Source organism: Microbacterium azadirachtae (assembly GCF_000956505.1).
Lineage (GTDB): Bacteria > Actinomycetota > Actinomycetes > Actinomycetales > Microbacteriaceae > Microbacterium > Microbacterium azadirachtae_A.
The window spans coordinates 74,651-97,121 of record NZ_JYIX01000033.1; the positions used below are offsets into that span (position 1 = coordinate 74,651).

The following is a 22,471-nucleotide window of genomic DNA, read 5'->3' on the forward strand; positions in this document are numbered from 1 at the left end:
TCCGTGGGGGTTTCGGCGTCTTGCGGTGCCGACGCGGAGCGGTACGGGGCATCGGCGGAGGAGGCCTCGATGAGCCTGGTGTTTGCGTAACCACGCGTGTACTGTATGCAATATCCAGTTCTGACGAGGAGGTCATGATGAAGCGACGCGGCATGCTCGCGCTGGCGATCGGGGCGACGGCGACCGTCGCCCTGTCCGGGTGCGCGTTCGGCGGAGGGGCGCCCACGAGCGGCGAGACCCTGAAAGCGGATGGGGCCGGCACGGGCACGATCACCATCTGGTCGTGGGACGTCGCCGCGACCGCGCTCAAGCGGCTCGGCGCCGACTACGAGAAGGCGCACAAGGGCACCACGATCAAGGTCGTCGACATCGGCTACGACAACGCCTATGACAAGATCTCGGTCGGCCTGCAGGCCGGCACAGGGCTCCCCGACATGATCACGCTCGAGACGGACCACAACCAGGGCTACCTCACCCAGTTCCCGAAGGGCTTCGCCGACCTCTCGCCCGTGCTGGGCGACAAGAAGGCCGACTTCGACCCGTTCAAGTGGGCGACCGGCACCGGCAAGGACGGCGTGCTGCGCATGGCGCCCTGGGACTCCGGCACGGTGGGCCTGTACTACCGCACCGACTACTTCCAGGCCGCGGGCGTGGATCCCTCGGCAGTGAAGACCTGGGACGACCTCGTCGCGGCAGGCGAGAAGATCAAGGCCGCCACGGGGCACACCCTGCTCACCGCGGATCTCTCCGCGGGCGGCTCCCTCTCGATGTACCTGCAGCAGCAGGGCGCAGGGTACTTCGACGACAAGGGCGAGATCACCGTGAACTCGCCCGACGCCGTGCGGGCGCTCACTCTGCTGCAGACGATGCAGCAGAAGGGCCTCATCAAGAACGCCAAGGGCTGGGACGCGAGCGTCACGAGCGCGAAGGACGGCGACTCCGCCGTCACCCCCGAGGCGGTCTGGTGGATCGGGACGCTCGAGGGCGAAGCCCCGGAGCTCAGCGGGAGGTACGCCGTGCGGGACCTTCCGGTCTTCGACAGCAGCAGCGCGCCGACGTCGAACAACGGCGGATCCGGTCTCGCGATCCCCGCGCAGGCGAAGAACCCGCAGCTCGCGGCCGACTTCATGGCCTACGTGCTGGCGAACAGCGGCAACCAGTCGAGCATGATGCAGAAGGAGGGCCTCTTCCCGGCGTACCTGCCGTCGCTCAAGGCCGACTTCTTCGAGCAGCCGAGCGACTACTTCGGCGGGCAGAAGGTGTTCCAGACCTTCGCCCGGCTCACGCCGAAGATCCCGTCCATCACCTTCACGTCCGACCAGTCGGTCGCGAGCGACGCCGTCACGAACGCCGTCGGCGCCGCGGTGCTGAACGGCGAGGATCCGAAGAAGGCGCTGGACGACGCGGCCGCCCAGATCGCGAACTCGACCGGCCGCAAGATCGCGGGCTGACATGACCGTCGCCACTGTGCGGCGGCCTCCGGCGGAGGGGAGTCACGACGAGAGTCGTCGTGAGTCCCCCCGTACGGGTCGTCGTTTCGCCGCGCGCATGCAGCGGCCGGGGATGTGGTTCGCGCTTCCCGCCGCCGCGCTGCTCGTGCTGTTCTTCGCGTACCCGCTCGCGGTGTCGCTGCTGCAGAGCTTCTTCCGCACCTCGGGCGGTGTGAGCACCTTCGTCGGATTCGACCAGTACGCGCGGATGCTCCGGGATCCGCTGGTGCTGAAGAGCCTCGGCAACGCGCTGCTGATCCTGGTCGTCCAGGTGCCGATCATGATGGCCCTCGCCGTCGGCCTCGCCTACCTGCTGAACCAGGCGTGGCTGCGCTTCCGGGCGGGGTTCCGCCTGCTCACGTTCCTGCCCGCCATCACGACGCTCGTGGCCTATTCCGTCGTGTTCCGCGTGATCATGACCACGGACGGCGGCCTGCTGAACCAGTTCCTCGCGCTGTTGGGCGCCGGGCCCATCGACTGGCTGAACAACGAGTGGTGGGCGCGGGTCGCCGTGATCGCCTCGATCACCTGGCGCTGGACCGGCTACAACATGGTCATCATCCTCGCGGGGCTCCAGTCGATCCCGCCCGAGCTCTACGAGGCCGCGCGCATCGACGGCGCGGGGCGCTGGCAGATCTTCCGGCACATCGTCGTCCCGCAGCTGCGGCCCGTGCTGATCTTCACGAGTGTCACGTCGACGATCGGCGCGCTGCAGCTCTTCGACGAGAACTTCATCCTCACCGGGGGCGGTCCCAACAACGCGACCCTGACGCCGGTGCTGTACCTGTACAAGATCGGCTTCCAGCAGTTCGACTTCGGCTATGCCAGTGCGATCGCGTGGATGCTCGTGATCCTCACCGGGATCATCGCCGCGATCCAGTTCCGCATCATGAGGGAGAAGCCATGACGACGCAGCTGATCACGACCGGCCGCGGTCGGCGCGCCGGCCAGCCCTCCGACCGTTCCGGCGAGCCGCTGATCCGCAGGATCGTCCTTCGGGCGCCCGTCTACGCGGTCATGGTCGTGGCGAGCGTGCTCGCGCTCGTCCCGTTCCTGTGGATGGTCATCGCCTCCACGCACAAGACCAGCGACCTGTTCGTCACGCCACTGCCGCTCCTCCCCGGCGGCGAGTTCTGGCAGAACCTCGGCCGGCTGCAGGAGAGCATCGGGTTCGGCCAGGTGATGCTGAACAGCGTGCTCGTGGCCGTGGTCTACACGGTGTTCAGCTCGCTGGTCAGCATCATGTGCGGCTACGGCCTCGCCACCTACCGGTTCCGCGGACGCGGGGTGCTGCTGGGCGTGATCCTCGTCACGATGATGATCCCGATGCAGGTGCTGCTGGTCCCGCTGTTCCAGATGATGGCCAGCGCCGGATGGATCGACAGCTACCAGGCGCTCATCGTCCCGTTCCTCGCGAACGCGTTCGGCATCTTCCTCATGCGCCAGGGGTTCCTCGATTTCCCCGCCACGCTCATCGAGGCGGCCAGGATCGACGGCGCCGGCGAGCTGCGCACGTTCTACCGGATCGTGCTCCCGGTCGCCCGCCCGCAGATCGCGGCACTCGTGATCTACACGTTCATCAGCCAGTGGAACTCGTTCATCTGGCCGCTGCTCATGCTGAACAGCGAGGACAGGTACACGGTCCCGGTCGCGCTGAACACGATGATCGGCCTGAGCCGCGTCGACTACTCCGGGCTCATGCTCGGATCCCTGCTCGCGACGCTTCCGCTGTTCGTGCTGTTCCTGGTGTTCCAGAAGCAGTTCGTGGCGGGTCTGCTCGGGGGAGCCGTCAAGGGCTGACGGCGAGTCCGTGCCCGCGCACCGTTTGCACGACCCGGTCACGGATGCACGACCCGATCGCCGGATCCGTCGTGCATCCGTTCCCGGGTCGTGCAGGTGCGTGGCGACCCGAGCGGGGCTCAGGCCGAGAAGTACGCGCTCGACGAGTTGTCGAGGATCCGGCGCATGCCGTGCAGCCAGTTGACCTTGAGCGCTTCGATCGCGGCCGGCACGTCGCCGGCCGCGAGGGCGTGGGCGATCGCGGCGTGCTCCGCGGCGACGCGGTCGATCTTCACATCCTCGGCGACGAGGAGGGCCTCATAGCGGTGGAAGGATCCGCGCACGCTCTCGATCACGTCGAGCAGGCGCCGGTTCGGGCAGACCGACAGCATGACGGTGTGCCACTCGTCGTCCTTCGTCATCACGAGGGAGTGCTCGACGTGCTCATCCGTGAACGCCTCGGCGAGTTCGACCAGGCGCGCGCCCACGGTCTTCAGCTCCTCGACGGGACTGAGCTCGAGCGCGAGGCTCTCCAGCGTCGCCATGACGGGCGCCAGGTCCTCGAACTCACCGGCGCTGAGCGGCACGAAGCGGAAGCCCTTGCCGTTCTCGCTGGAGATCTGCCCCTCGGACTCGAGTGCGATCAGCGCCTCGCGCAGCGGCGTGCGGCTGACGCCGAGCTCTGCGGCGAGCTGCACCTCGTTGATGCCCTCGCCGGGCCGGACGTTCCCCGTGCGCATGCGCGCGAGGAGTTCCTCGCGCACTTGTGAACGGAGGTTCTTGCGTTCGATGGCCATCTTTCCCCTCCAGTGGAACCTTAGCGACAGTGCTCGAGGCTCGTGCTGTTGACGCGATCTCGATCGCGTCATAGTGTTATGTATACAAAATACACCTGACGGCGAGAAACGTCGTCATCGGCACGGCACGTGCACGAAACGACTCAGGGAGGAGCCTTCGTGGCCCAGCATCTCGACGACGAGCGGATCCGCGAGGTCCGCATCGACGCCCTGGCGTTCGGCGGCGACTACAACCCCGACCAGTGGTCGGAGGACGTGTGGCTCGAGGATGTCCGCCTCATGCAGGAGGCCGGCGTCACGATGGTGAGCCTGCCGATCTTCAGCTGGCCGCAGCTCGAGCCGGAGCCCGGCGTCTACGACTGGAGCTGGCTGGATCGGATCCTGGATCTGCTGCACGACGCGGGCATCCGCATCGACCTCGCGACCGCGACCGCCACTCCGCCGTCCTGGCTGCTGCGCGCGCACCCCGAGATGGCGCCCTGGGACTCCGACGGGCACCGCCTGGAGTTCGGCTCGCGGCAGACCTACTGCCCGTCCTCGCCGATCTGGCGCGAGAACGTCGCGCGCATGACGCGTGCGATCGCCGAGCGCTACGGCGAGCATCCCTGCCTTGCGATGTGGCACATCTCGAACGAGTACGGCGATCACGTCTCGCGCTGCTGGTGCCCCGAGTCGGCCCGGCACTTCCGGCGCTGGCTGCAGGACCGCTACGGCGACCTCGACGGCCTGAACGAGGCATGGGGCGTCAACGTCTGGGGCCAGCGCTACACATCGTGGGAGCACATCGAGACGCCGAAGAAGGCGCCGGGGCCGATCAACCCCACGAAGCTGCTCGACTTCGAGCGGTTCTCCTCGGACGCGATGCTCGAGCTCTTCCAGGTCGAGATCGATGTGCTGCGCGAGGTCACCCCCGACATCGCCGTGACCACCAACTTCATGAGCATGTTCCGCGACCTCGACTACTGGCGCTTCGCCGAGCGCGAGGACGTGGTGACCGACGACGCGTATCCGGATCCGATGGATCCGACCTCGCACGTCGGCGCCGCGCTCAACTACGGCCTCATGCGCGCGCTCAAGGGCGGGCGCCCCTGGCTGCTCCTGGAGTCGTCGGCGAGCGCGACGAGCTGGCGCGATGTGAACGTGCCGAAGGCCCCGGGCAAGATCCGCGTGGAGAGCCTGCAGGCCGTGGCGCACGGATCCGACGCGGTGATGTTCTTCCAGTGGCGCCAGGCGAAGTACGGCCAGGAGAAGTTCCACTCGTCGATGCTCGGCCACCGCGGGGAGCGATCGCGCAGCTTCCAGGAGACCAAGGCGCTGGGACTCGAGCTGAAGAAGCTCGAGCCGGTGCGCGGCAGCCGCGTGCGCTCGCGCGTGGGCCTCGTCGTGGACTGGGACTCCTGGTGGGGATCCAGCGCGGTCGAGTCGCTGCCCTCGCAGCAGCTGCAGTGGGCGCAGCAGGCTCGTGCCTGGCACCGCGCGCTGTACGCGCTGGGGCACCCGGTCGACGCCGTGCGCGTGGGCGGCGAGGCGAGCGGCACCCCGTTCGACCGCTACGACGTGATCGTGGCGCCGAACCTCTACATCCTGGAGGAGGAGCCCGCGGCGGCGCTGCGCGCCTTCGTCGCCCGTGGCGGGACGCTCGTCGTCGGCCCGTTCTCCGGCGTCGTCGACAGCACCGAGAAGGTGCACGACGGCGGCGCCCCTGGTCCGCTGCGCGACCTGCTCGGCGTCGAGGTCGACGAGCAGTGGCCGATCGCGGACGGCGCCCTCGAGCACCTCTCCTACGGGGAGGACGCGCTCGCGGTGCCGCACTGGGGCGAGTGGATCGAGGCCGATCCCGACGTCGAGATCCGCGGCGCGTACGCCACCGGCGAGCTCGCGGGGCGCCCCGCGGTCACCCGGCGGGCGCACGCCGCGGGATCCGCCTGGTACGTCAGCGCCATGCTGCGGCCCGAGGGTCTCGCCGCGGTGTTCCGCGACGTCCTCCGCACGGCGGGCCTGCCCGCGCGCGACGACGACTCCGTGCAGGCCGAGGCCGTCACCCGCTCGGACGGGACGACCGACTACACGTTCCTCCTGAACCACGCGGCAGACCCCGTGACCTTCCACCTGCCGATGTCCGGCCGCGATCTGATCACCGGATCCGAGGTCGCGGGAGAGCTCACGCTGGGCGCCTACGGCGTCGCCGTCGTCGCCTCGCCGCGGTCGGAGCCCATCCCTTTCCTCACCCTCGCCCATACCCACCGGCCCACCCAGGCCACCCCGTCGAAGGAGCTGGCATGACGCAGACGTTCGTGCATCCCTACATCCCGAACACGGCGCCGGAGACCCACGCGGAGATGCTCGCCGCCGTCGGCGCCGCCTCTGTCGAGGACTTCTACGCCGACGTGCCGGAGGACCTGCGCCTGCGCCGTCCGCTCGACGTGCCGGCGCCGCTGCCGGCCGAGCAGGACCTCGCCCGGCACGTGCGCGGGATCCTCGCGCAGAACCGCACCACCGAGGAGCGTCTGAGCTTCCTCGGCGCCGGCACCTACAACCACTACGTGCCGGCGGTCGTGGACGAGGTCATCCGCCGCAGCGAGTTCCTCACCGCGTACGCCGGCGAGCCGTATGAGGACCACGGCCGGTTCCAGGCGCTGTTCGAGTACCAGTCGCTCATGGCAGAGCTGCTCGCGATGGACGTCGTGAACGTGCCGACCTACGACGGCTACCAGGCCGCGGCCACGGGGCTCGCGATGGCGGGCCGGCTCACCGGCCGCGGCGTCGTGCTCGCCGTGAGCGACGTGCTGCCGGAGAAGGACTCGAAGGTGCGCGACTACACGCGCGCCGGCCTGGAGATCGAGCGGATCCCCACCGCGGGCGGCATCGCGGATCTCGCGGCGCTGCAGGCACGACTCTCCGGCGATGTCGCGGCCGTGTGGATCGAGACGCCGAGCTTCACCGGCGCCGTCGAGACGCAACTGCGCGAGATCGCCGAGGCGGCGCACGCCGCCGGCGCGGTCGTCGTCGTGGGCACCGACCCGATCGGGTACGGCGTGCTGACCCCGCCCGCCCTGCAGGGGGCCGACATCGTCACGGGCGACATCCAGTCGCTCGGGCTGCATCAGTGGTTCGGCGGTGCGCACGCCGGCTTCATCGCCGTGCACGACGAGCCGCGGTTCGTCTCGGAGATGCCGTCCCGGCTGTTCGGCCTGGAGTCGACCGACGTGCCGGGCGAATACGGCTTCGGCGACGTCGCCTACGACCGCACCTCCTTCGCGCACCGCGAGGAAGGCAAGGAGTGGGTCGGCACCGCGGCCGCGCTGTGGGGCATCGCCGCCGGCGTGCACCTCGCGCTCATGGGACCGCAGGGCATGGCCGACCTCGGCGAGCTGCTGCTCGCCCGCACCGCGTATGCGCAGCGGCAGCTCGCCGCGATCCCGGGCGTCGGCCTGGGCGATGACGCGCTGCACCTCCGCGAGTTCACGGTCCGCTTCGACACCGCCCGCGTCGCCGATGTCGTCACCGCGCTGCGCGCGCAGGGCATCGAGCCCGGCGTGGTCGTGGACGAGCACACGCTGCTCGTGTGCGTGACCGAGGCCACCTCCGCATCCGACATCGACCGCCTCGCCGCCGCGCTCGCGACGGCCATCGACCCCGAGGAGCAGGACGCGTGCGACGCACTGAGCGACGACGGCAAGGAGGAGACGAAGTGAGCCTTCCCGTCGCCCCGAAGCAGAGCCCCCGCCGATTCCAGCAGGCCAGCTGGGATGAGCCGATCGTCTTCGAGCTGTCCGCGCCCGGCGAGAGGGGCGTCCTCGTGACGCCGGTCGAGCCGGCGGTGCGCGAGGCCGTCGGCGACGTCGTCGCCGCCCTCCCCGAGGGGATGCGCCGTCCGGCCCTGCCGGCGCTGCCCGAGATCGCGCAGATGCGCGTGCTCAAGCACTACCTGCGCCTGTCCCAGGAGAACCTCGGATCCGACCTCAACGTCGACATCGGCCAGGGCACGTGCACGATCAAGTACTCGCCGAAGATCAACGACCAGCTCATCGAGGTTCCGCAGCTGCGGGCGCTGCACCCGGCGCAGGATCCGGCCGACACGCAGGGCGCGCTGGAGACGATCTGGCGCCTCGAGCGGCTCATGGCCGAGATCTCCGGCATGGACGCCGTGTCGCTCGCCTCCCCGGGCGGATCCGCCGGCATCTGGACCAACATCGCGATGATCCGGGCCTACCACGCGTCGCGCGGCGAGGCGGATCAGCGCGACGAGGTCATCACGACGATCTTCAGCCACCCGTCCAACGCGGCCGCGGCCAAGGTCGCCGGATACAAGGTCATCACGATCTACCCGGACGCCGACGGCTACCCCGACCTCGGCGCGCTCAAGGCCGCGCTCTCCGAGCGGACGGCGGCGATCATGGTGACCAACCCCGAGGACACCGGCATCTACAACCCCGCCATCAAGGAGTGGGTCGACGCCGCGCACGAGGTCGGCGCGCTCGCCTCCTACGACCAGGCCAACGCCGCAGGGATCCTGGGCATCACGCGGGCCCGCGACGCCGGATTCGACGTGTGCCAGTTCAACCTGCACAAGACGTTCTCCGCGCCGCACGGCAGCGGCGGCCCCGGCGCCGCGGCCAATGCGGTGAGTGCGGCGCTCGCGCCGTTCCTGCCCGGCCCGCGCGTGGAGCAGGTGGAAGGGCTCTTCGTCGTCCGCGAACCCGGCGATCTGTCGATCGGGCACGTGGCGCCGGCGCACGGCGTGATCCTGCACGTGGTGCGGGCGTACGCGTGGATCATGGCGCTCGGCGCGGAGGGCATGCTCGCGGCCTCGCAGATCGCGGTGCTGAACAACAACTACCTGCTCAAGAAGGTGCTCGAGATCCCGGGGGCGTCCGCGCCGTACGCGACCGGTCGCCGCCGCATCGAGCAGGTGCGGTACTCGTGGCAGGAGCTGTTCGAGGAGACCGGCATCACGTCGGAGGAGATCGGCATCCGGATGGCCGACTACGGCTTCCACTACTGGACGAGCCACCACCCGTACGTCGTGCCGCAGCCCTTCACCCTCGAACCCACCGAGTGCTACTCGAAGGCCGAGATCGACGAGTACGTGGCGGCGCTGGCGCAGGTCGCGCAGGAGGCCAGGGAGAACCCGGAGCTCGTGCGCACGGCGCCGCACAACCAGACCGTGCACCACACCCACCACGACGACCTGGACGACCCGGAGCGCTGGGCGATCACCTGGCGCGCCTACCGCCGGAAGTACTTCGGAGAGATCCCGGCCGGTCCGTCCGCGAGCGCTCTGCCGGACGCGGAGCTCGTCGGCGCCACCGCCGGGGCCTGATCCCGTGATCGGACTCGTCGTCAACCCTGTCGCCGGAGTCGGCGGGCCCGCGGGCCTCGCCGGCTCCGACGGTGCGGCCGTGCAGGCGCGGGCGGCGGAGCACGGCTCCGTCCCGCGTGCGCACGAACGCGCCGGACAGGCGCTGGCGGTCCTCGCGCGCTCGCACCCCGGAGTGCGGATCCTCACCGCGGCCGGGGCCATGGGCGCCGCCGCCGTGGCGGACGCGGGGCTCGAGCCGGTCGTGGTGTTCACCCCGTCCTCGGTGGCGACCACGCCCGACGACACCGCCGCCGCGGTCGCCGCCGTGGCCGCCGCCGGCGCCTCGCTCGTGCTGGTGGCCGGCGGCGACGGAACCCTGCGCGACGCCGTGCGCGGGCTGGGGTCCGGCTCGGGGGAGGGTGACTTGGTTCGGGGCGCACCTGTGCCGTTTGGGGCGCCGTACGCCAGTGTGGACGGTCGTGACGCGCCCCAAAACGCGGGAGTGCGCCCCGAATCGACCTATGGTGTCGACGAGGCCGATCTGGCGCAGGTGGCCGACGTCCGTGGCGAACATGCGGTGCTGGGTGCGATGGATCCGGTTCGGGGCGCACCGGTGCCGTTTGGGGCGCCGTACGCCAGTGTGGACGGTCGTGACGCGCCCCAAAATGCGGGAGTGCGCCCCGAATCGACCGAATCGGCCGCGCGCCCCGAGCCGGCTGCGCGCCCCGAACGTGCCGAGCCGGCCGTGCTCGGGATCCCCGCCGGCGTGAAGATGTACTCGCCCGTCTTCGCCGTGACCCCGGTCGCGGCGGGCGCGCTCGCGGCGGACTGGCTGGGATCCGGGACCGTGCCGACGGCTGTGCGCGAGGTGCTCGACGTCGACGAGGCCGCGCTCCGTCGCGCCAGGGTGGAGCCGGTGCTCTACGGAAGCCTGCGCGTGCCGCAACGGCTCGGGCGCACCCAGGCGCGCAAGGCGCCCACGCCCGTCACCGAGCAGGACGCGGTCGCCGCTGCCGCGCGCAGCGCCGTCCGTGCGATGCGGCCCGGCGTGCGATACCTGCTCGGCCCCGGCGGCACCACGGCGCGGATCGCCGCGGAGCTCGGCCTCGCGAAGACCCCGCTCGGCGTGGACGTCGTGCTCGACGGGCGCCTCGTGGCCGCGGGCGCCGACGAGCGCCGGCTGCTCGCCGAAGTCGCCGCGGGCCCTGCCCAGGCCGTCGTCACCGTGATCGGGGGGCAGGGGTTCCTGCTCGGCCGCGGCAACCAGCAGCTGTCCCCGCGGGTGATCCGCGCGCTCGGGGCGGATCCGCTCCTCGTCGTCGCCCCCGAGCAGAAGCTCGTCGACCTCGGCGGCCGCCCGCTTCTCGTCGACACCGGCGATCCCGACGTCGACGCCTCCCTCGCCGGACACATCCGCGTCATCACCGGCGCCGCGGCCTCCGCGTTCTACGCTGTCGCCGCGCCCGAAGCCCTCGTCCCCTGACCCGTACCCCGACCCGCAAGGAGCACCCCATGCGTCTGCAGAACAAGAACGCCATCGTCACCGGAGGCGCCGGCGGCATCGGCCGCGCCACGTCCCTCGCCTTCGCGGCCGAGGGCGCCAACGTCGCCGTCGTCGACCTGAACGCGGAGGCCGCAGAGGCCGTCGCGGAGGAGATCCGCGCGGCGGGCGGCTCCGCGGTCGCAATCGGCGCCGACGTCTCCAGCGAGGCCGACATCGAGCGCGTCGTCGCCTCGGTCGTCGACGGCTTCGGAGGCGTGGATGTCGTCTTCAACAACGCCGGCATCATCCGGCGCACCACGGCGGTCGAGACCACGGTCGAGGAGTGGGACCGCGTGTTCGGCGTGAACGTGCGCGCGATCTTCCTGATGTGCAAGCACGTCGTGCCGATCATGGCGGCGAACGGCGGCGGCTCCATCGTCAACACCGGATCCGGCTGGGGACTCAAGGGCGGCGGCCAGGCGCTCTCGTACTGCGCGTCGAAGGGTGCGGTCGTGAACATGACCCGTGCGCTCGCGATCGACCACGGCCCGCAGGGCATCCGCGTGAACTCGGTGAACCCGGGCGACGTCGACACCGGCATGCTCCGCGACGAGGCCCGCCAGCTCGGCCAGGATCAGGCCGGCTTCCTCGCCGAGGCCGCGGAGCGCCCGCTGAATCGGATGGGCCAGCCCTCCGAGATCGCGGCGGCCGTCGTCTGGCTCGCGAGCGACGAGTCGTCCTACGTGACCGGATCCGCCCTCGTCGTCGACGGCGGCGGCATCGCCTGAGCCGGGCGTGGCCGCGCCTGGATCCTGCCGGGTGCACGGGATCCCACCGACTGCACGGCTCCTCGACGTGAGGAAGCCGTGCGCTCGGCATGGACCCGTGCACTCGGCGACCTCCTGTGCGCCCGGCAACGTCCCCGCCCTCGACAAGTGGACGGCGCCCGGCACACGGGCTCTCACCCAGCCGGCTCGCGTAAAATCGGAACAATGACCGACGCCCCCTCCGACGCCCCGTCGACGCAGAGCGACCTCAGCGCCACGACAGGCGGCGACGCCGTCGGATCCGGCATCGACCCGACCGACCTCGCGACCACCCTCAGGGTGCTCGCCGAACTTCACGGGCTCGACCAGGACCACCCCGACTTCATCGCCGTCCGCCGGGGGACCTCGGCCATGTTCAAGGCCGCCAAGCGGGTCCGTCGCCGGGAGATCCGCGATGCGATCGCCGAGGCCGACCGCGCTGTCATCGCGGCGACCGCGACGGGTGCTCCGGATCGCATCGACGACGAGACGCGCGGTCTCGACCTCGAGAGCAGCGTGACGGATGCGCCGACCGCCGGCGAGCTGCTGAAGCCCCGCAACTGCTACATCTGCAAGCAGTCGTACACGACGGTCGACGCGTTCTACCACCAGCTCTGCCCCGATTGCGCCCGGTTCAGCCACGGCAAGCGCAACGCCCGCACCGACCTCGCGGGCAAGCGCGCGCTGCTCACCGGAGGGCGCGCCAAGATCGGCATGCACATCGCGCTGCGGCTGCTCCGCGACGGCGCGCACACCACGATCACGACCCGGTTCCCGCGTGACGCGGTGCGCCGGTTCGCGGCGCTCCCGGACTCGGCCGACTGGCTGCACCGGCTCCGCGTCGTCGGCATCGACCTGCGCGACCCCGCCCAGGTGATCGCGCTCGCCGACTCGGTCGCGGCGCAGGGTCCGCTCGACATCCTCATCAACAACGCCGCGCAGACCGTGCGCCGCTCGCCCGGCGCGTACTCGCTGCTCGCCGATGCCGAGCTGCAGCCGCTCCCGAACGGGCCGCTGCCCGAGATGGAGACCTTCGGACACACCGCGGATCCGCACCCCGAGGCGCTGCAGGCGTCGGTCGACGCGCACCCCCTGCTGTCGATCGCGTCGCTCGGCGGCACGATCGCGGAGCGGGGCGGGCAGGCGCTCACCGCCGAGGAGTTGGCCCGGCTCGCGATGGCGCCCGGATCCTCCTCCCTCGCGAAGCACGCGGACGGCACGGCGATCGACGCGGGCGGCCTCGTCCCGGACGTGAACCGCGTGAACAGCTGGGTGCAGAGCGTGGACCAGGTGGATCCGCTCGAGATGCTCGAGGTGCAGCTCTGCAACACGACGGCGCCGTTCCTGCTCATCAGCCGACTGCGTCCGGCGATGGCCGCGTCGCCCGCCCGACGCAAGCACATCGTGAACGTCTCGGCGATGGAGGGCCAGTTCTCCCGCCGGTACAAGGGTCCGGGGCACCCGCACACGAACATGGCGAAGGCCGCGCTGAACATGCTCACCCGGACGAGCGCCGGCGAGATGCTGGAGACCGACGGGATCCTGATGACCGCCGTCGACACGGGGTGGATCACCGACGAGCGCCCGCACTACACGAAGGTGCGCCTCGCCGAGGAAGGCTTCCACGCTCCGCTCGACCTCGTCGACGGCGCGGCCCGCGTGTACGACCCGATCGTGCGCGGCGAGTCCGGCGAGGACGTCCACGGCGTGTTCCTGAAGGACTACGAGTCCAGCCCCTGGTGACCCCGGCGTCTCGGCGCCTGCCCTTCGCTCAGCCCTCCTACCTTCGAGTCGTCCCCGTCAGCGGCGCCTATAGCGTCCGCTGATGGGGACGACCGCGAGATGGGACGCGCCGCGCCGCGCCGTCTCGGCGGAGGCGGCGTGGTGCCAGGGATCCGCGGCGGTACTCTGAGCGCACCGGGTCGCTGCCAGCGTCCGGCACCGACCGAGGAGGCTGTCATGGTTCCCGAGATCAACTACTGGGCCGTTCTGCTGGCGACCGCATCGAGCATGGTCGTCGGATCCATCTGGTACGCCCGCGGCGTGCTCGGCACCCGCTGGGCCCGCCTCGCGGGGGTCGACCTCGACAACCCCAAGGGCAGCCCTGTCCTCGCCATCATCGCGACCGTGATCGTGAGCTTCCTCACGGCCTGGGTGCTCGCGGGGGCCACGGCGATCGCCTGGCACTTCTACGGTGGATCCTTCTTCCTCTCGGCGCTCGTCACGGCGATCACGCTGTGGATGGGATTCACGGCGGCGCGGTTCATCACGCACGACGCCTTCGAGGGGCGCCCCAGTTCGCTGACCGTGATGAACATCGCGCACGAACTCGTCACGGTCGTGGTGATGGCCGTCCTGATCGGCGTCTGGCCGCCGGCCCTCGGCTGACCGCACCGTCCGCCACGGCTGACCGCGCCGTCCGCCTCGACTGACCGCGCCGTTCGTCCTCGGTTGACCGCGCTGCCTTCGGCCGACCGCGCTGCCGGCTCTCGGCTCGCCTCCGTTCTGCTGCCCCCTCTGGTGGCCCCTCCCACTTCGAGTCGTCCCCGTCAGCGGAGCCCATAGCGTCCGCTGACGGGGACGACCGCGGAATGGGGTGCGTCAGCGGCGGATCGCGTAGCGGTGCAGGGTGACGCCCTGGTCGTAGGCGGCCTGCTCGAGCAGATCGAGGATCACCGGCGCCCTGGTCTCGCCGGGGCGCGGATCGTCGAACAGCGGGCGGCCGGATCCGAGGATCGCCGGATGCGTGAACAGCAGGAGCTCGTCGAGAAGCCCCGCCTCGAGCAGCGCGGTGGCGAGTGTTGCCCCGCCCACGCCGATGCTGCCCTCGGTCTCGGCGCGGACCTCAGCGAGCCGGGATACTGCATCCTCTCCGATGACCTGCGTATGGAACGGGGCCTCGGTGCGGGTGCGCGAGACGAGGATCTTCGGCTTGTCGGTCCAGATCGCGCCGTACTCCTGCATGAACGCGGGCAGCGAGGCGTCGTCGCGCGCGGCGGGCCAGAACGACTCCATGATCTCGAACACGCGCCGGCCCTGCACCATGAGCGCGAGGTCCGCGGCGCGGCGGTTGAACTCGCGATGCAGCGCCTCGTCGATCCGCATCCAGTCGCCGCCGCCCTCGTCGCCGGGGGCGGCTTCGATCCGCAGATCGAGGGACACGTTCATCCAGTACACGAACCGGCCGGCCATGCGCCTCTCCCATCGTCGGGGACGCTCTCGACGCTAACCCCGGCCCCCCGCAGGCGCAACGCCCCCTCGTGGTGACGCCCACCAACAGAGTCGTCCCCGTGAGCGGACGCCATAGGCGCCGCTGACGGGGACGACTCGGAAGTAGGAGACTAGGCGGCGACGCGGGCGATCGCGGCGATCGCGCTCGTGAAGAACGGCAGACCGTCGACGCCGCTGCGCATGGCGGCGGAGGTGTCGGGACCGAAGCCGGGCTCGGTCGCGTGCTCGGGGTGCGGCATCAGACCCACGACATTGCCGCCGGGGTTGGTGAGGCCGGCGATGTCGCGGAGGGATCCGTTCGGGTTCACGCCCGCATAGCGGAAGGCGACCAGGCCCTCGCCCTCGATGCGGTCGAGCGTCTCGTCGGAGGCGATGTAGCCGCCCTCGGCGTTCTTGAGCGGGATGACGATCTCCTGCCCGCGCGTGAACTCGTGGGTCCAGGCGGTGTCGGCGTTCTCGACCGTGAGCTTCTGGTCGCGGCGCACGAAGTGCTGGTGATCGTTGCGGATCAGGCCGCCGGGCAGCAGGTGCGCCTCGACGAGCATCTGGAAGCCGTTGCAGATCCCGAGGATCGGCATGCCCTTGGCCGCCGCGTCCTTGACCTCGGTCATGATCGGCGAGAGCGCGGCGATCGCGCCGGAGCGCAGGTAGTCGCCGTAGCTGAAGCCGCCGGGCAGGATCACGGCGTCGACGCCGTCGAGGTCGTGCGCCCCGTGCCAGAGCGCGACCGGCTCGGCACCGGCGATGCGCACGGCGCGCTGGGCGTCCCGGTCATCAAGGGATCCGGGGAAGGTGACGACCCCGATCCGCACCGTCATTCGGCGACCTCGATGCCGACCACGTCCTCGATCACGGAGTTGGAGAGCACCTCTTCGGCGATCCGCCGGGCCTCGGCGAGCACGTCGTCGGTGACCTCACCGTCGACGGTGAGCTCGAAGCGCTTGCCGATGCGGACGTCGCTGAACGCGGTCACGCCGGTGCGGGCGAAAGCTCCGGAGACGGCCTTCCCCTGCGGGTCGAGCAGTTCGGACTTGGGCATGACGTCGACGACGATGGTGGGCATTCGAGGCTCCGAAATGTCGCGGGCGGGAGGGCGCGTCCAGTCTACCGTCCGGCGAGAGGCCGGACCGCGGTCAGCTGCGGAACACCGTGTGCACGTCGCCGACGACGTCGCGGCCGCCGAGCCCGTCGATCTCGAAGAGCACCGAGATCCCGGCGACGTGGTAGCCGAGCTGCTCGACGATCCTGCGGCCCGCGGCCAGGGTGCCGCCGGTGGCGAGCACGTCGTCGATGAGCAGGATGCGGGATCCCGCGGGCAGGTCGTCGTGCATCTCGATCGTGGCGGTGCCGTACTCCAGCGCGTAGTCCACGGACGCGGCCGGCAGGGGCAGCTTGCCCGCCTTGCGGATCGGCACGAAGCCGGTCCCCGCCTCGATCGCGGCGGCTCCGGCGAGGATGAAGCCGCGCGCCTCGATCCCGGCGACGACGTCGAAGGATCCGCGGAACGGCGCGACGAGCGCCTCGGTCGTCGCCTGCAGCGCTTCGCGGTCCGCCAGCAGCGGCGTGATGTCGCGGAACAGGATGCCCGGCTCCGGGTGGTCCGGGATCGAGCGGATGAGCGATTCGGCACGGACGAGCGCGGGCGAGGAGGTCACCGGTCCAGGGTACGCGGGCGGGCGCATCCAGTCCGTCTGTTGACATCGTGGGAGCGCTCCCATAGCCTGATCCGGATCGCCGGGAGAGCCCTCATGCGGCACGAGCGCCGCACCGCGAGCGTCCGTGAGGAGCACCCCCTCGCGAACCCCGCCGCGAATCCACCACCGCGCCGACCCGACGACGCACCAGCGAAGGAGCGCCCTTGAACACGTCCGTCCGCCGATTCCCCGACGGCTTCCTGTTCGGAGCCGCCACCGCCGCCTACCAGATCGAGGGCGCCGCCTTCGAGGACGGCCGCACCGCATCGATCTGGGACGCCTTCGCCCGCGAACCCGGTGCGGTGCTGAACGGCGAGACCGGCGACGTCGCGTGCGACCACTACCACCGGTACGCCGACGACGTGCGGCTCATGGGCGAGCTCGGCCTGCAGGCCTACCGCTTCTCCACCTCCTGGGCGCGAGTGCGGCCGGACGGCGGCGCGGTCAACCCCGCCGGCCTCGCGTTCTACGACCGCCTCGTCGACGAGCTGCTCGCAGGCGGCATCGTGCCCTGGCTCACGCTGTACCACTGGGACCTGCCCCAGGCGCTCGAGGAGAAGGGCGGCTGGACCTCCCGCGACACGGCGGAGCGCTTCGTCGAATACGCGCTCAGCGTGCACGACGCGCTCGGCGACCGGGTGCAGCACTGGACCACGCTCAACGAGCCCTGGTGCTCCTCGTTCCTGTCCTACACCGCAGGCGTGCATGCGCCGGGGCGGGTCGGCATCGAGGACGGCATGCTCGCCGCGCACCACCTGCTGCTCGCGCACGGCCGTACGGTCCAGGCGCTCCGGGAACGGGATCCGCGGCTCGACCTCGGGATCACGCTGAACCTCACGGTCGCCGATCCGGCCGACGCCCGGGATCCCGCCGACGTCGACGCCGCGCGCCGCATCGACGGGCAGTTCAACCGCTGGTTCCTGGACCCGGTGCTCCGCGGCGCCTACCCGGCCGACGTCGTCTCCGACATCCGCGAGGTGGATCCGATCGCCGTGCGCCGCTGGGCCGCCGCGATCCACGAGGGCGACCTCGACACCATCGCCGCGCCACTGGACTGCCTCGGCGTCAACTACTACCACGGGGAGCTCCTCTCCGGGACTCCGCAGCCGGGCAGCGCGGGCACGCCGCACGACGGCGGTGTCGAGGGAGAGAACGTGCGCCGCACGCGCTCTCCGTTCCCCGCCGCGGATGACGTGCACTGGGTCGAGCGCGGGCTGCCGCGGACGGGCATGGACTGGGAGGTGCAGCCAGAGGGGCTCACCCGGCTGCTGCGCCGGCTCGGCACCGAGTACGCGCCGGGGCTGCCGCTCTACGTGACCGAGAACGGCGCGGCGTACGACGACGAGGTCGAGGGTGCGCGCGTGGCCGACCCCGCGACGGGGGTCAGGACGGGCGGGCTCGTGCACGACGCCGAACGGGCCATGTTCCTGCGCGAGCACGTCGCGGCGACCTACGACGCGATCGAGGAGGGCGTCGACGTGCGCGGCTACTTCGCGTGGTCGCTGCTCGACAACTACGAGTGGTCCTGGGGCTACGGCAAGCGGTTCGGGATCGTGCGGGTCGACTACGACACGCAGGAGCGGATCGTGAAGGACTCCGGCCGCGAGTACGCCAGGATCATCGCCGCCCGGGCGGTCTGAGACATGGACGACGGGATGGGGTCGAGCGTCGGGCGCGCCACGATCGAGGAGGTCGCCGCTGCGGCGGGCGTCTCCCGGTCGACGGTGTCGCGGGTCGTGAACGGGTCGACCGCGGTGAGCCCGCACGCGCTCGCGGCGGTGCAGGATGCGATCGCGCGCCTCGGCTACGTCCCCAACCGCGCGGCGCGCTCGCTCGCCCTGCGGCAGACGCACGCGATCGCCCTCGTCGTGCCGGAGGACACCCGGCGCTTCTTCGGCGACCCCTACTTCGGCGCGGTCGTGGCGGGGATCAGCGACCGGATCGCACGCTCGGACTACATCCTGAACCTGCTGATCGCGAGCGACGACCCGGGCGGCCGGATGACGGGTTTCGTGCGCAACGGCGGAGTGGACGGCGCGATCATCCTGTCCCACCACAACAGCGACGCCTTCGTCGATCGCATCGTCGAGGCGGTGCCCGTCGTGTTCGGCGGCCGCCGTACGAACGGCGGCGAGGACGACTGGTTCGTGGACGTGGACAACGTCACCGGCGGCCGGCAGGCCGTCCAGCATCTGCGGGACATCGGGCGGCGGCGGATCGCGACCGTGACCGGACCGCTGTCGATGGCGGGCGCCGTGGACCGGCTCGCCGGGTTCCGCGAGCGCCTCGCCGAGGACGGGCTGGAGCCGTTCGCCGAGATCGCGGGCGACTACTCCGAGGCCAGCGGGGCGCGGGCGGCGCAGCAGCTGCTGCAGCGCGCCGCCGAACCCGGGGGAGCGCTGCCCGACGCGGTCTTCGCGGCGAGCGACCTCATGGCCCGCGGCGTGCTGCGCACGCTCCGCGGCGCGGGTGTGCGGATCCCCGAGGACGTCGCGATCATCGGCTTCGACGACTCGCCCGTGGCGCTCTCGACGGATCCGCCGCTCACGACGATCCGCCAGCCCATGCACGCGCAGGGCGAGGCGCTCGCGGGCGTACTGATCGATCGGCTCACCGGGGCCGCGCCTGCGCACCGCACGACGCTCGGCACCGAGCTGGTGGTGCGCGGGTCTGCGTAAGGCGGGTCGGGGCCGGTCGGCCTCGGCACCGCGAGCCCGGCAGGGACTCGACGCATAGCCGATCGGCTGATGCGGATCGGGCCGCGGCGTTCGTAGGCTGAGCCCATGGAACCGCGGTCGGAGGCGCAGCACGATCCGACCTTCGGCGACGGCGTGCGCGGGATCCTCGCCCCGGTGCGATTCGGGCGCGCGCTGCAGGTCGTGCTCATCGCGCTGATCGTGGTGAGCGGGATCCGGTACGTGCTCCGGCATGGCGAGGGCGAGAACGCCGTGCCGGTCCTCGCCGGCGCCGCCGTGCTGGTCGTGGCCGCCGTGCTGCAGGGGCTCGTCCCCCGTCGCGGTGCGTGGCCTGCGACGTGGGCGCTCGTGGTGTGCGTGCTCTGGGCGGCCCTGACGCTCGTGGCCCCGTCGTTCGGATGGTGCGCCGTTCCGCTCGCCTTCGCGGTGCTGCAGATCCTCCCGTTCTGGCCGGCGACCGCCGCGATCACGGCGATGACCGCGGTGGTGATCGCCGCGGAGCTGCGCCTGTCCGCGCTGTTCGACCCCACGCTCGTCGCCGGCCCGATCGGGATCGCGTTCGCCACGATCGTCGCCTACCGCGCGCTGGACCGCGAGGCGCGCGCCCGTCAGCAGCTGCTCGACGAGCTCACCGCGACGCAGGCCGACCTCTCCGCCGCGCAGCACCGCGCCGGCGCGCTCGCCGAGCGCGCGAGGCTGTCGCGCGAGATCCACGATTCCGTCGGGCAGGACCTGTCCAGCATCAACCTCCTTCTGCAGGCCTCCGAACAGGGCTGGGAGCGCCGTCCCGAGGCCGCAAGGATCCAGGTGCGCGCGGCTGCGGGGACAGCGCGATCCGCGCTCGACGAGGTGCGCCGGGTGGTGCGCGACCTCGCCCCCGGCGAGCTCGAGGGCGCTGCCGGATCCCTCCCCGCCGCCCTCGCGCGGGTGGTCGAGGACGCCGCGGGGCGCGGCGTCGACGTGCAGTTCCGCAGCCACGGCACCGCCGCCGAGGTGCCCCTGCCGGTGGCGTCGGCCATCATCCGGACCGTGCGCGGGGCGCTCGCGAACGTCGCGGAGCACGCCCGTGCGAGCAGGGTCGTGGTGAGCCTGACCGCGCAACCCGACGAGCTGCGCCTCGACATCCGCGACGACGGCGTCGGCTTCGACGCCCGGCCCTCGGCGATGTCGGCCAGGGCGGCGCAGCGCCGCGCGACCGGCCGCGGCCAGGGCATCCCGGGGATGGCGGAGCGGATCGCGCAGCTCGGCGGCGAACTGCAGGTCGAGAGCGCCCCGGGGGAGGGCACGACGCTGTCCCTCGTCTTCCCCTTCGGCGAGGACGGATCCGGAGCGGATCCGAAAGGCGAGCGCGGATCCGATCCGGATCCCAAGGAGGGGATCAGATGACGCTGCGGATCGTGCTCGTGGACGACCACCCCGTGGTCCGGGCGGGCGTCCGCGCCCTGCTCGAGTCGACGGACGACCTCGTGGTCGTCGGGGAGGCGTCGAACGCCGCCGACGCCGTGCGGGCGGTCGAGGCCGAGCGGCCGGACGTCGTGCTCATGGACTTGAGCCTGGGCGACGGCGAGGGCGGGATCGTCGCGACGGGCCGCATCCGCGCGCTGCCGGATTCGCCCGCCGTGCTCGTGCTGACCACGTACGACAGCGAGTCGGACATCCTGCGCGCCCTCGACGCCGGGGCTGCGGGCTATCTCCTCAAGGACGCGCCGCCGGACCAGCTCTTCGCGGGAATACAGGCGGTCTTCCGGGGTGAGCCCGCGCTCGCCCCTTCGGTCGCCGCCGTGCTCATGCGTCGCGCCGCCTCGCCGGAGCCGCGCATGACCGAGCGCGAGGTCGAGGTGCTCGAGCTGCTGGCCGACGGACTCGGCAACCGCGAGCTCGCGAAGGCGCTGTTCGTCTCGGAGGCGACCGTGAAGTCGCACCTCTCCCACATCTACGGCAAGCTCGGCGTCGACACCAGGGCCGGAGCCGTGGCCGCCGCGATCGAGCAGCGCATCATCCGGCGCTGACCGCGGCGGGCACGGGCGCCGTCTCCGCCGCGGACGCCGAAGCGCCCCGCCTCCCTGCCGTGCACAGCGCAGGAGACGGGGCGTCGGTCGCCGATCCCCCCAAGAGATCGGCGCCTGCGGTCAACCCCCCGATCGCAGGATCGCCCCGCCGAACAGCGCGAACGCCGTGATCCCTGCGGACAGGATCACCGCCGCCGATACGCCGGCCACCGCGAGCAGGGACACGCCCTGCCCGCCGAGGCGCTGTCCGCCCAACCCGATCGCCACGCCCTCCGGTCGTTCGATCGGGCCGGTGCTCTCGTCGCGGTACGGGCCCGTGCGCGCCGCGAAGCGTCGGTGCAGCTCTTCGGCGAGCTGCACGATCCCCTGCATCACGTCCGGTCGGTCGAACCGGGTGCTGCCGGGCAGATACACGTAGGCGCGGTCCTCGACCAGTTCGAGCTCGGCGCCGGCGCCGAGATCCAGGACCCGCGCCATGAGGTCTGGCGTGAAGATGTAGAGGGCGTCGCGCTGATAGCCCTCGGGCACGAGCAGCTGGAAGGTCGACGCGAAGTGCCCCTCGAGGTCCATCCGCGCGCCGCCCAGCCCCAGGGTGGGCACGATGCTGCGGCGCCGGTTGCGCAGCACGATGTGCGGGACCTTCGCGGGCAGCGGCAGCTCGATGAAGGCGAAGGGGCGCTGCACGGTCGCGGCCTCGTCCCGACCGCCGACCGAATGCGCGACGCCCAGCTCGAACGGGATGCGCTCGTCCTCCGAGGCGATCACGCCGCGCTCGATCGAGCGGCGCATGCGCGTGAACGCCGAACCCGGGCGTCGGGTGCCCTGCAGCAGATCCGCATAGGCCCACCCGTTCGCCCACGCGAACATCGCCAGGCGTGCGCGACGGGAGAGACTCACGGCGTACCAGACGAAGCCGAACGCCCCCAGCACGCCGTAGAAGACGCCGAACACGGCGAGCAGCGGCACCCGCGCGAGCATCCCGATCGAGCCCAGCCACCAGAGCCCCGCCACGATCGCCGCCGTGAGCAGCAGCACCCCGGCGAGCACGGCGAAGAAGCGCCGGTGCAGGGGGATGCGCGCCGCACGCTCGTAGGCGAGCAGCGTGCGCATCCCCGGCGGGGTCCGCAGAGCCGAGAGGTCGACCCTGATCGGCTCCGCGGCGCGCGGATCCGTGCTCATGCGCC

The 22,471-nt window shown here is 71.5% G+C and carries 20 protein-coding genes; 14 read left to right on the forward strand and 6 right to left on the reverse strand.

Features of this window, described 5'->3' with window-relative positions:
- The first annotated feature begins 134 nt into the window (after positions 1 to 134).
- The 3 genes from RS86_RS08325 (at position 135) to RS86_RS08335 (ending at position 3,290) form a co-directional block, all read left to right on the forward strand.
- The gene (locus RS86_RS08325) at positions 135 to 1,451 is read left to right on the forward strand and encodes an ABC transporter substrate-binding protein (RefSeq protein WP_235281706.1); all 1,317 of its coding nucleotides are present in this window, start codon (positions 135 to 137) and stop codon (positions 1,449 to 1,451) included.
- 112 nt (positions 1,452 to 1,563) lie between these two features.
- Positions 1,564 to 2,397 (forward strand): carbohydrate ABC transporter permease, encoded by an 834-nt coding sequence (locus RS86_RS08330; RefSeq protein ID WP_235281708.1) that lies wholly within the window; start codon positions 1,564 to 1,566, stop codon positions 2,395 to 2,397.
- Positions 2,394 to 3,290, forward strand: coding sequence for a carbohydrate ABC transporter permease (locus RS86_RS08335; RefSeq protein WP_082076682.1), 897 nt, complete (start codon positions 2,394 to 2,396; stop codon positions 3,288 to 3,290). Before RS86_RS08330 ends, RS86_RS08335 begins: the two co-directional genes overlap by 4 nt.
- A gap of 119 nt (positions 3,291 to 3,409) precedes the next feature.
- On the opposite strand, the gene RS86_RS08340 is transcribed toward RS86_RS08335, so the two are convergent.
- Complete coding sequence (locus RS86_RS08340) at positions 3,410 to 4,066, reverse strand: GntR family transcriptional regulator (protein WP_052680163.1); 657 nt, start codon at positions 4,064 to 4,066, stop codon at positions 3,410 to 3,412.
- A gap of 159 nt (positions 4,067 to 4,225) precedes the next feature.
- On the opposite strand from RS86_RS08340, the gene RS86_RS08345 reads away from it, so the two are divergent.
- From RS86_RS08345 to RS86_RS08380, 7 genes are all read left to right on the forward strand, one after another.
- On the forward strand, positions 4,226 to 6,349 hold the full coding sequence (locus tag RS86_RS08345; protein WP_052680164.1) for a beta-galactosidase: 2,124 nt from the start codon (positions 4,226 to 4,228) through the stop codon (positions 6,347 to 6,349).
- Positions 6,346 to 7,761 carry an aminomethyl-transferring glycine dehydrogenase subunit GcvPA gene (gene gcvPA, locus RS86_RS08350; protein ID WP_045271773.1) on the forward strand — a complete coding sequence of 472 codons (1,416 nt, stop codon included), beginning with the start codon at positions 6,346 to 6,348 and terminating at the stop codon, positions 7,759 to 7,761. Before RS86_RS08345 ends, gcvPA begins: the two co-directional genes overlap by 4 nt.
- A complete protein-coding gene (gene gcvPB / locus RS86_RS08355) occupies positions 7,758 to 9,389 on the forward strand; it encodes an aminomethyl-transferring glycine dehydrogenase subunit GcvPB (protein WP_045271774.1) in 1,632 nt (543 codons plus the stop codon). The genes gcvPA and gcvPB overlap by 4 nt, the downstream gene beginning before the upstream one ends.
- Positions 9,390 to 9,393: 4 nt before the next feature.
- The gene (locus RS86_RS19870; RefSeq protein ID WP_052680165.1) at positions 9,394 to 10,851 is read left to right on the forward strand and encodes an ATP-NAD kinase family protein; all 1,458 of its coding nucleotides are present in this window, start codon (positions 9,394 to 9,396) and stop codon (positions 10,849 to 10,851) included.
- Between the two features lie 29 nt (positions 10,852 to 10,880).
- Complete coding sequence (locus RS86_RS08370; protein ID WP_045271775.1) at positions 10,881 to 11,639, forward strand: SDR family NAD(P)-dependent oxidoreductase; 759 nt, start codon at positions 10,881 to 10,883, stop codon at positions 11,637 to 11,639.
- 204 nt (positions 11,640 to 11,843) lie between these two features.
- Positions 11,844 to 13,400: an SDR family oxidoreductase gene (locus RS86_RS08375; RefSeq protein ID WP_045271776.1), complete on the forward strand. Its 1,557-nt coding sequence runs from the start codon at positions 11,844 to 11,846 to the stop codon at positions 13,398 to 13,400.
- 216 nt (positions 13,401 to 13,616) lie between these two features.
- Complete coding sequence (locus tag RS86_RS08380) at positions 13,617 to 14,045, forward strand: DUF1761 domain-containing protein (RefSeq protein ID WP_045271777.1); 429 nt, start codon at positions 13,617 to 13,619, stop codon at positions 14,043 to 14,045.
- A gap of 213 nt (positions 14,046 to 14,258) precedes the next feature.
- Here the strand turns inward: RS86_RS08380 and RS86_RS08385 are convergent, their stop codons facing one another.
- The 4 genes from RS86_RS08385 to RS86_RS08400 form a co-directional block, all read right to left on the reverse strand.
- Positions 14,259 to 14,849, reverse strand: a complete 591-nt coding sequence (locus tag RS86_RS08385) for a dihydrofolate reductase family protein (protein ID WP_045271778.1) — start codon at positions 14,847 to 14,849, stop codon at positions 14,259 to 14,261.
- A 149-nt stretch (positions 14,850 to 14,998) separates the two neighbouring features.
- Entirely contained in the window at positions 14,999 to 15,700 is a 702-nt protein-coding gene (gene purQ / locus RS86_RS08390) for a phosphoribosylformylglycinamidine synthase subunit PurQ (RefSeq protein ID WP_200892777.1), read from the reverse strand.
- A gap of 2 nt (positions 15,701 to 15,702) precedes the next feature.
- Positions 15,703 to 15,951, reverse strand: coding sequence for a phosphoribosylformylglycinamidine synthase subunit PurS (purS, locus tag RS86_RS08395; RefSeq protein WP_045271780.1), 249 nt, complete (start codon positions 15,949 to 15,951; stop codon positions 15,703 to 15,705).
- Between the two features lie 70 nt (positions 15,952 to 16,021).
- Positions 16,022 to 16,570, reverse strand: a complete 549-nt coding sequence (locus RS86_RS08400; RefSeq protein ID WP_045271781.1) for an adenine phosphoribosyltransferase — start codon at positions 16,568 to 16,570, stop codon at positions 16,022 to 16,024.
- A gap of 176 nt (positions 16,571 to 16,746) precedes the next feature.
- On the opposite strand from RS86_RS08400, the gene RS86_RS08405 reads away from it, so the two are divergent.
- The 4 genes from RS86_RS08405 (at position 16,747) to RS86_RS08420 (ending at position 21,287) form a co-directional block, all read left to right on the forward strand.
- The gene (locus RS86_RS08405) at positions 16,747 to 18,222 is read left to right on the forward strand and encodes a glycoside hydrolase family 1 protein (protein ID WP_045271782.1); all 1,476 of its coding nucleotides are present in this window, start codon (positions 16,747 to 16,749) and stop codon (positions 18,220 to 18,222) included.
- A gap of 15 nt (positions 18,223 to 18,237) precedes the next feature.
- Positions 18,238 to 19,260 (forward strand): LacI family DNA-binding transcriptional regulator, encoded by a 1,023-nt coding sequence (locus RS86_RS08410; RefSeq protein ID WP_045271882.1) that lies wholly within the window; start codon positions 18,238 to 18,240, stop codon positions 19,258 to 19,260.
- 105 nt (positions 19,261 to 19,365) lie between these two features.
- Entirely contained in the window at positions 19,366 to 20,664 is a 1,299-nt protein-coding gene (locus RS86_RS08415; protein WP_082076683.1) for a sensor histidine kinase, read from the forward strand.
- Positions 20,661 to 21,287: a response regulator gene (locus RS86_RS08420; RefSeq protein WP_045271783.1), complete on the forward strand. Its 627-nt coding sequence runs from the start codon at positions 20,661 to 20,663 to the stop codon at positions 21,285 to 21,287. Before RS86_RS08415 ends, RS86_RS08420 begins: the two co-directional genes overlap by 4 nt.
- Positions 21,288 to 21,407: 120 nt before the next feature.
- Here RS86_RS08420 and RS86_RS08425 read toward each other — a convergent pair whose 3' ends face one another.
- Complete coding sequence (locus tag RS86_RS08425; RefSeq protein WP_152642123.1) at positions 21,408 to 22,466, reverse strand: hypothetical protein; 1,059 nt, start codon at positions 22,464 to 22,466, stop codon at positions 21,408 to 21,410.
- Positions 22,467 to 22,471 lie beyond the last annotated feature (5 nt).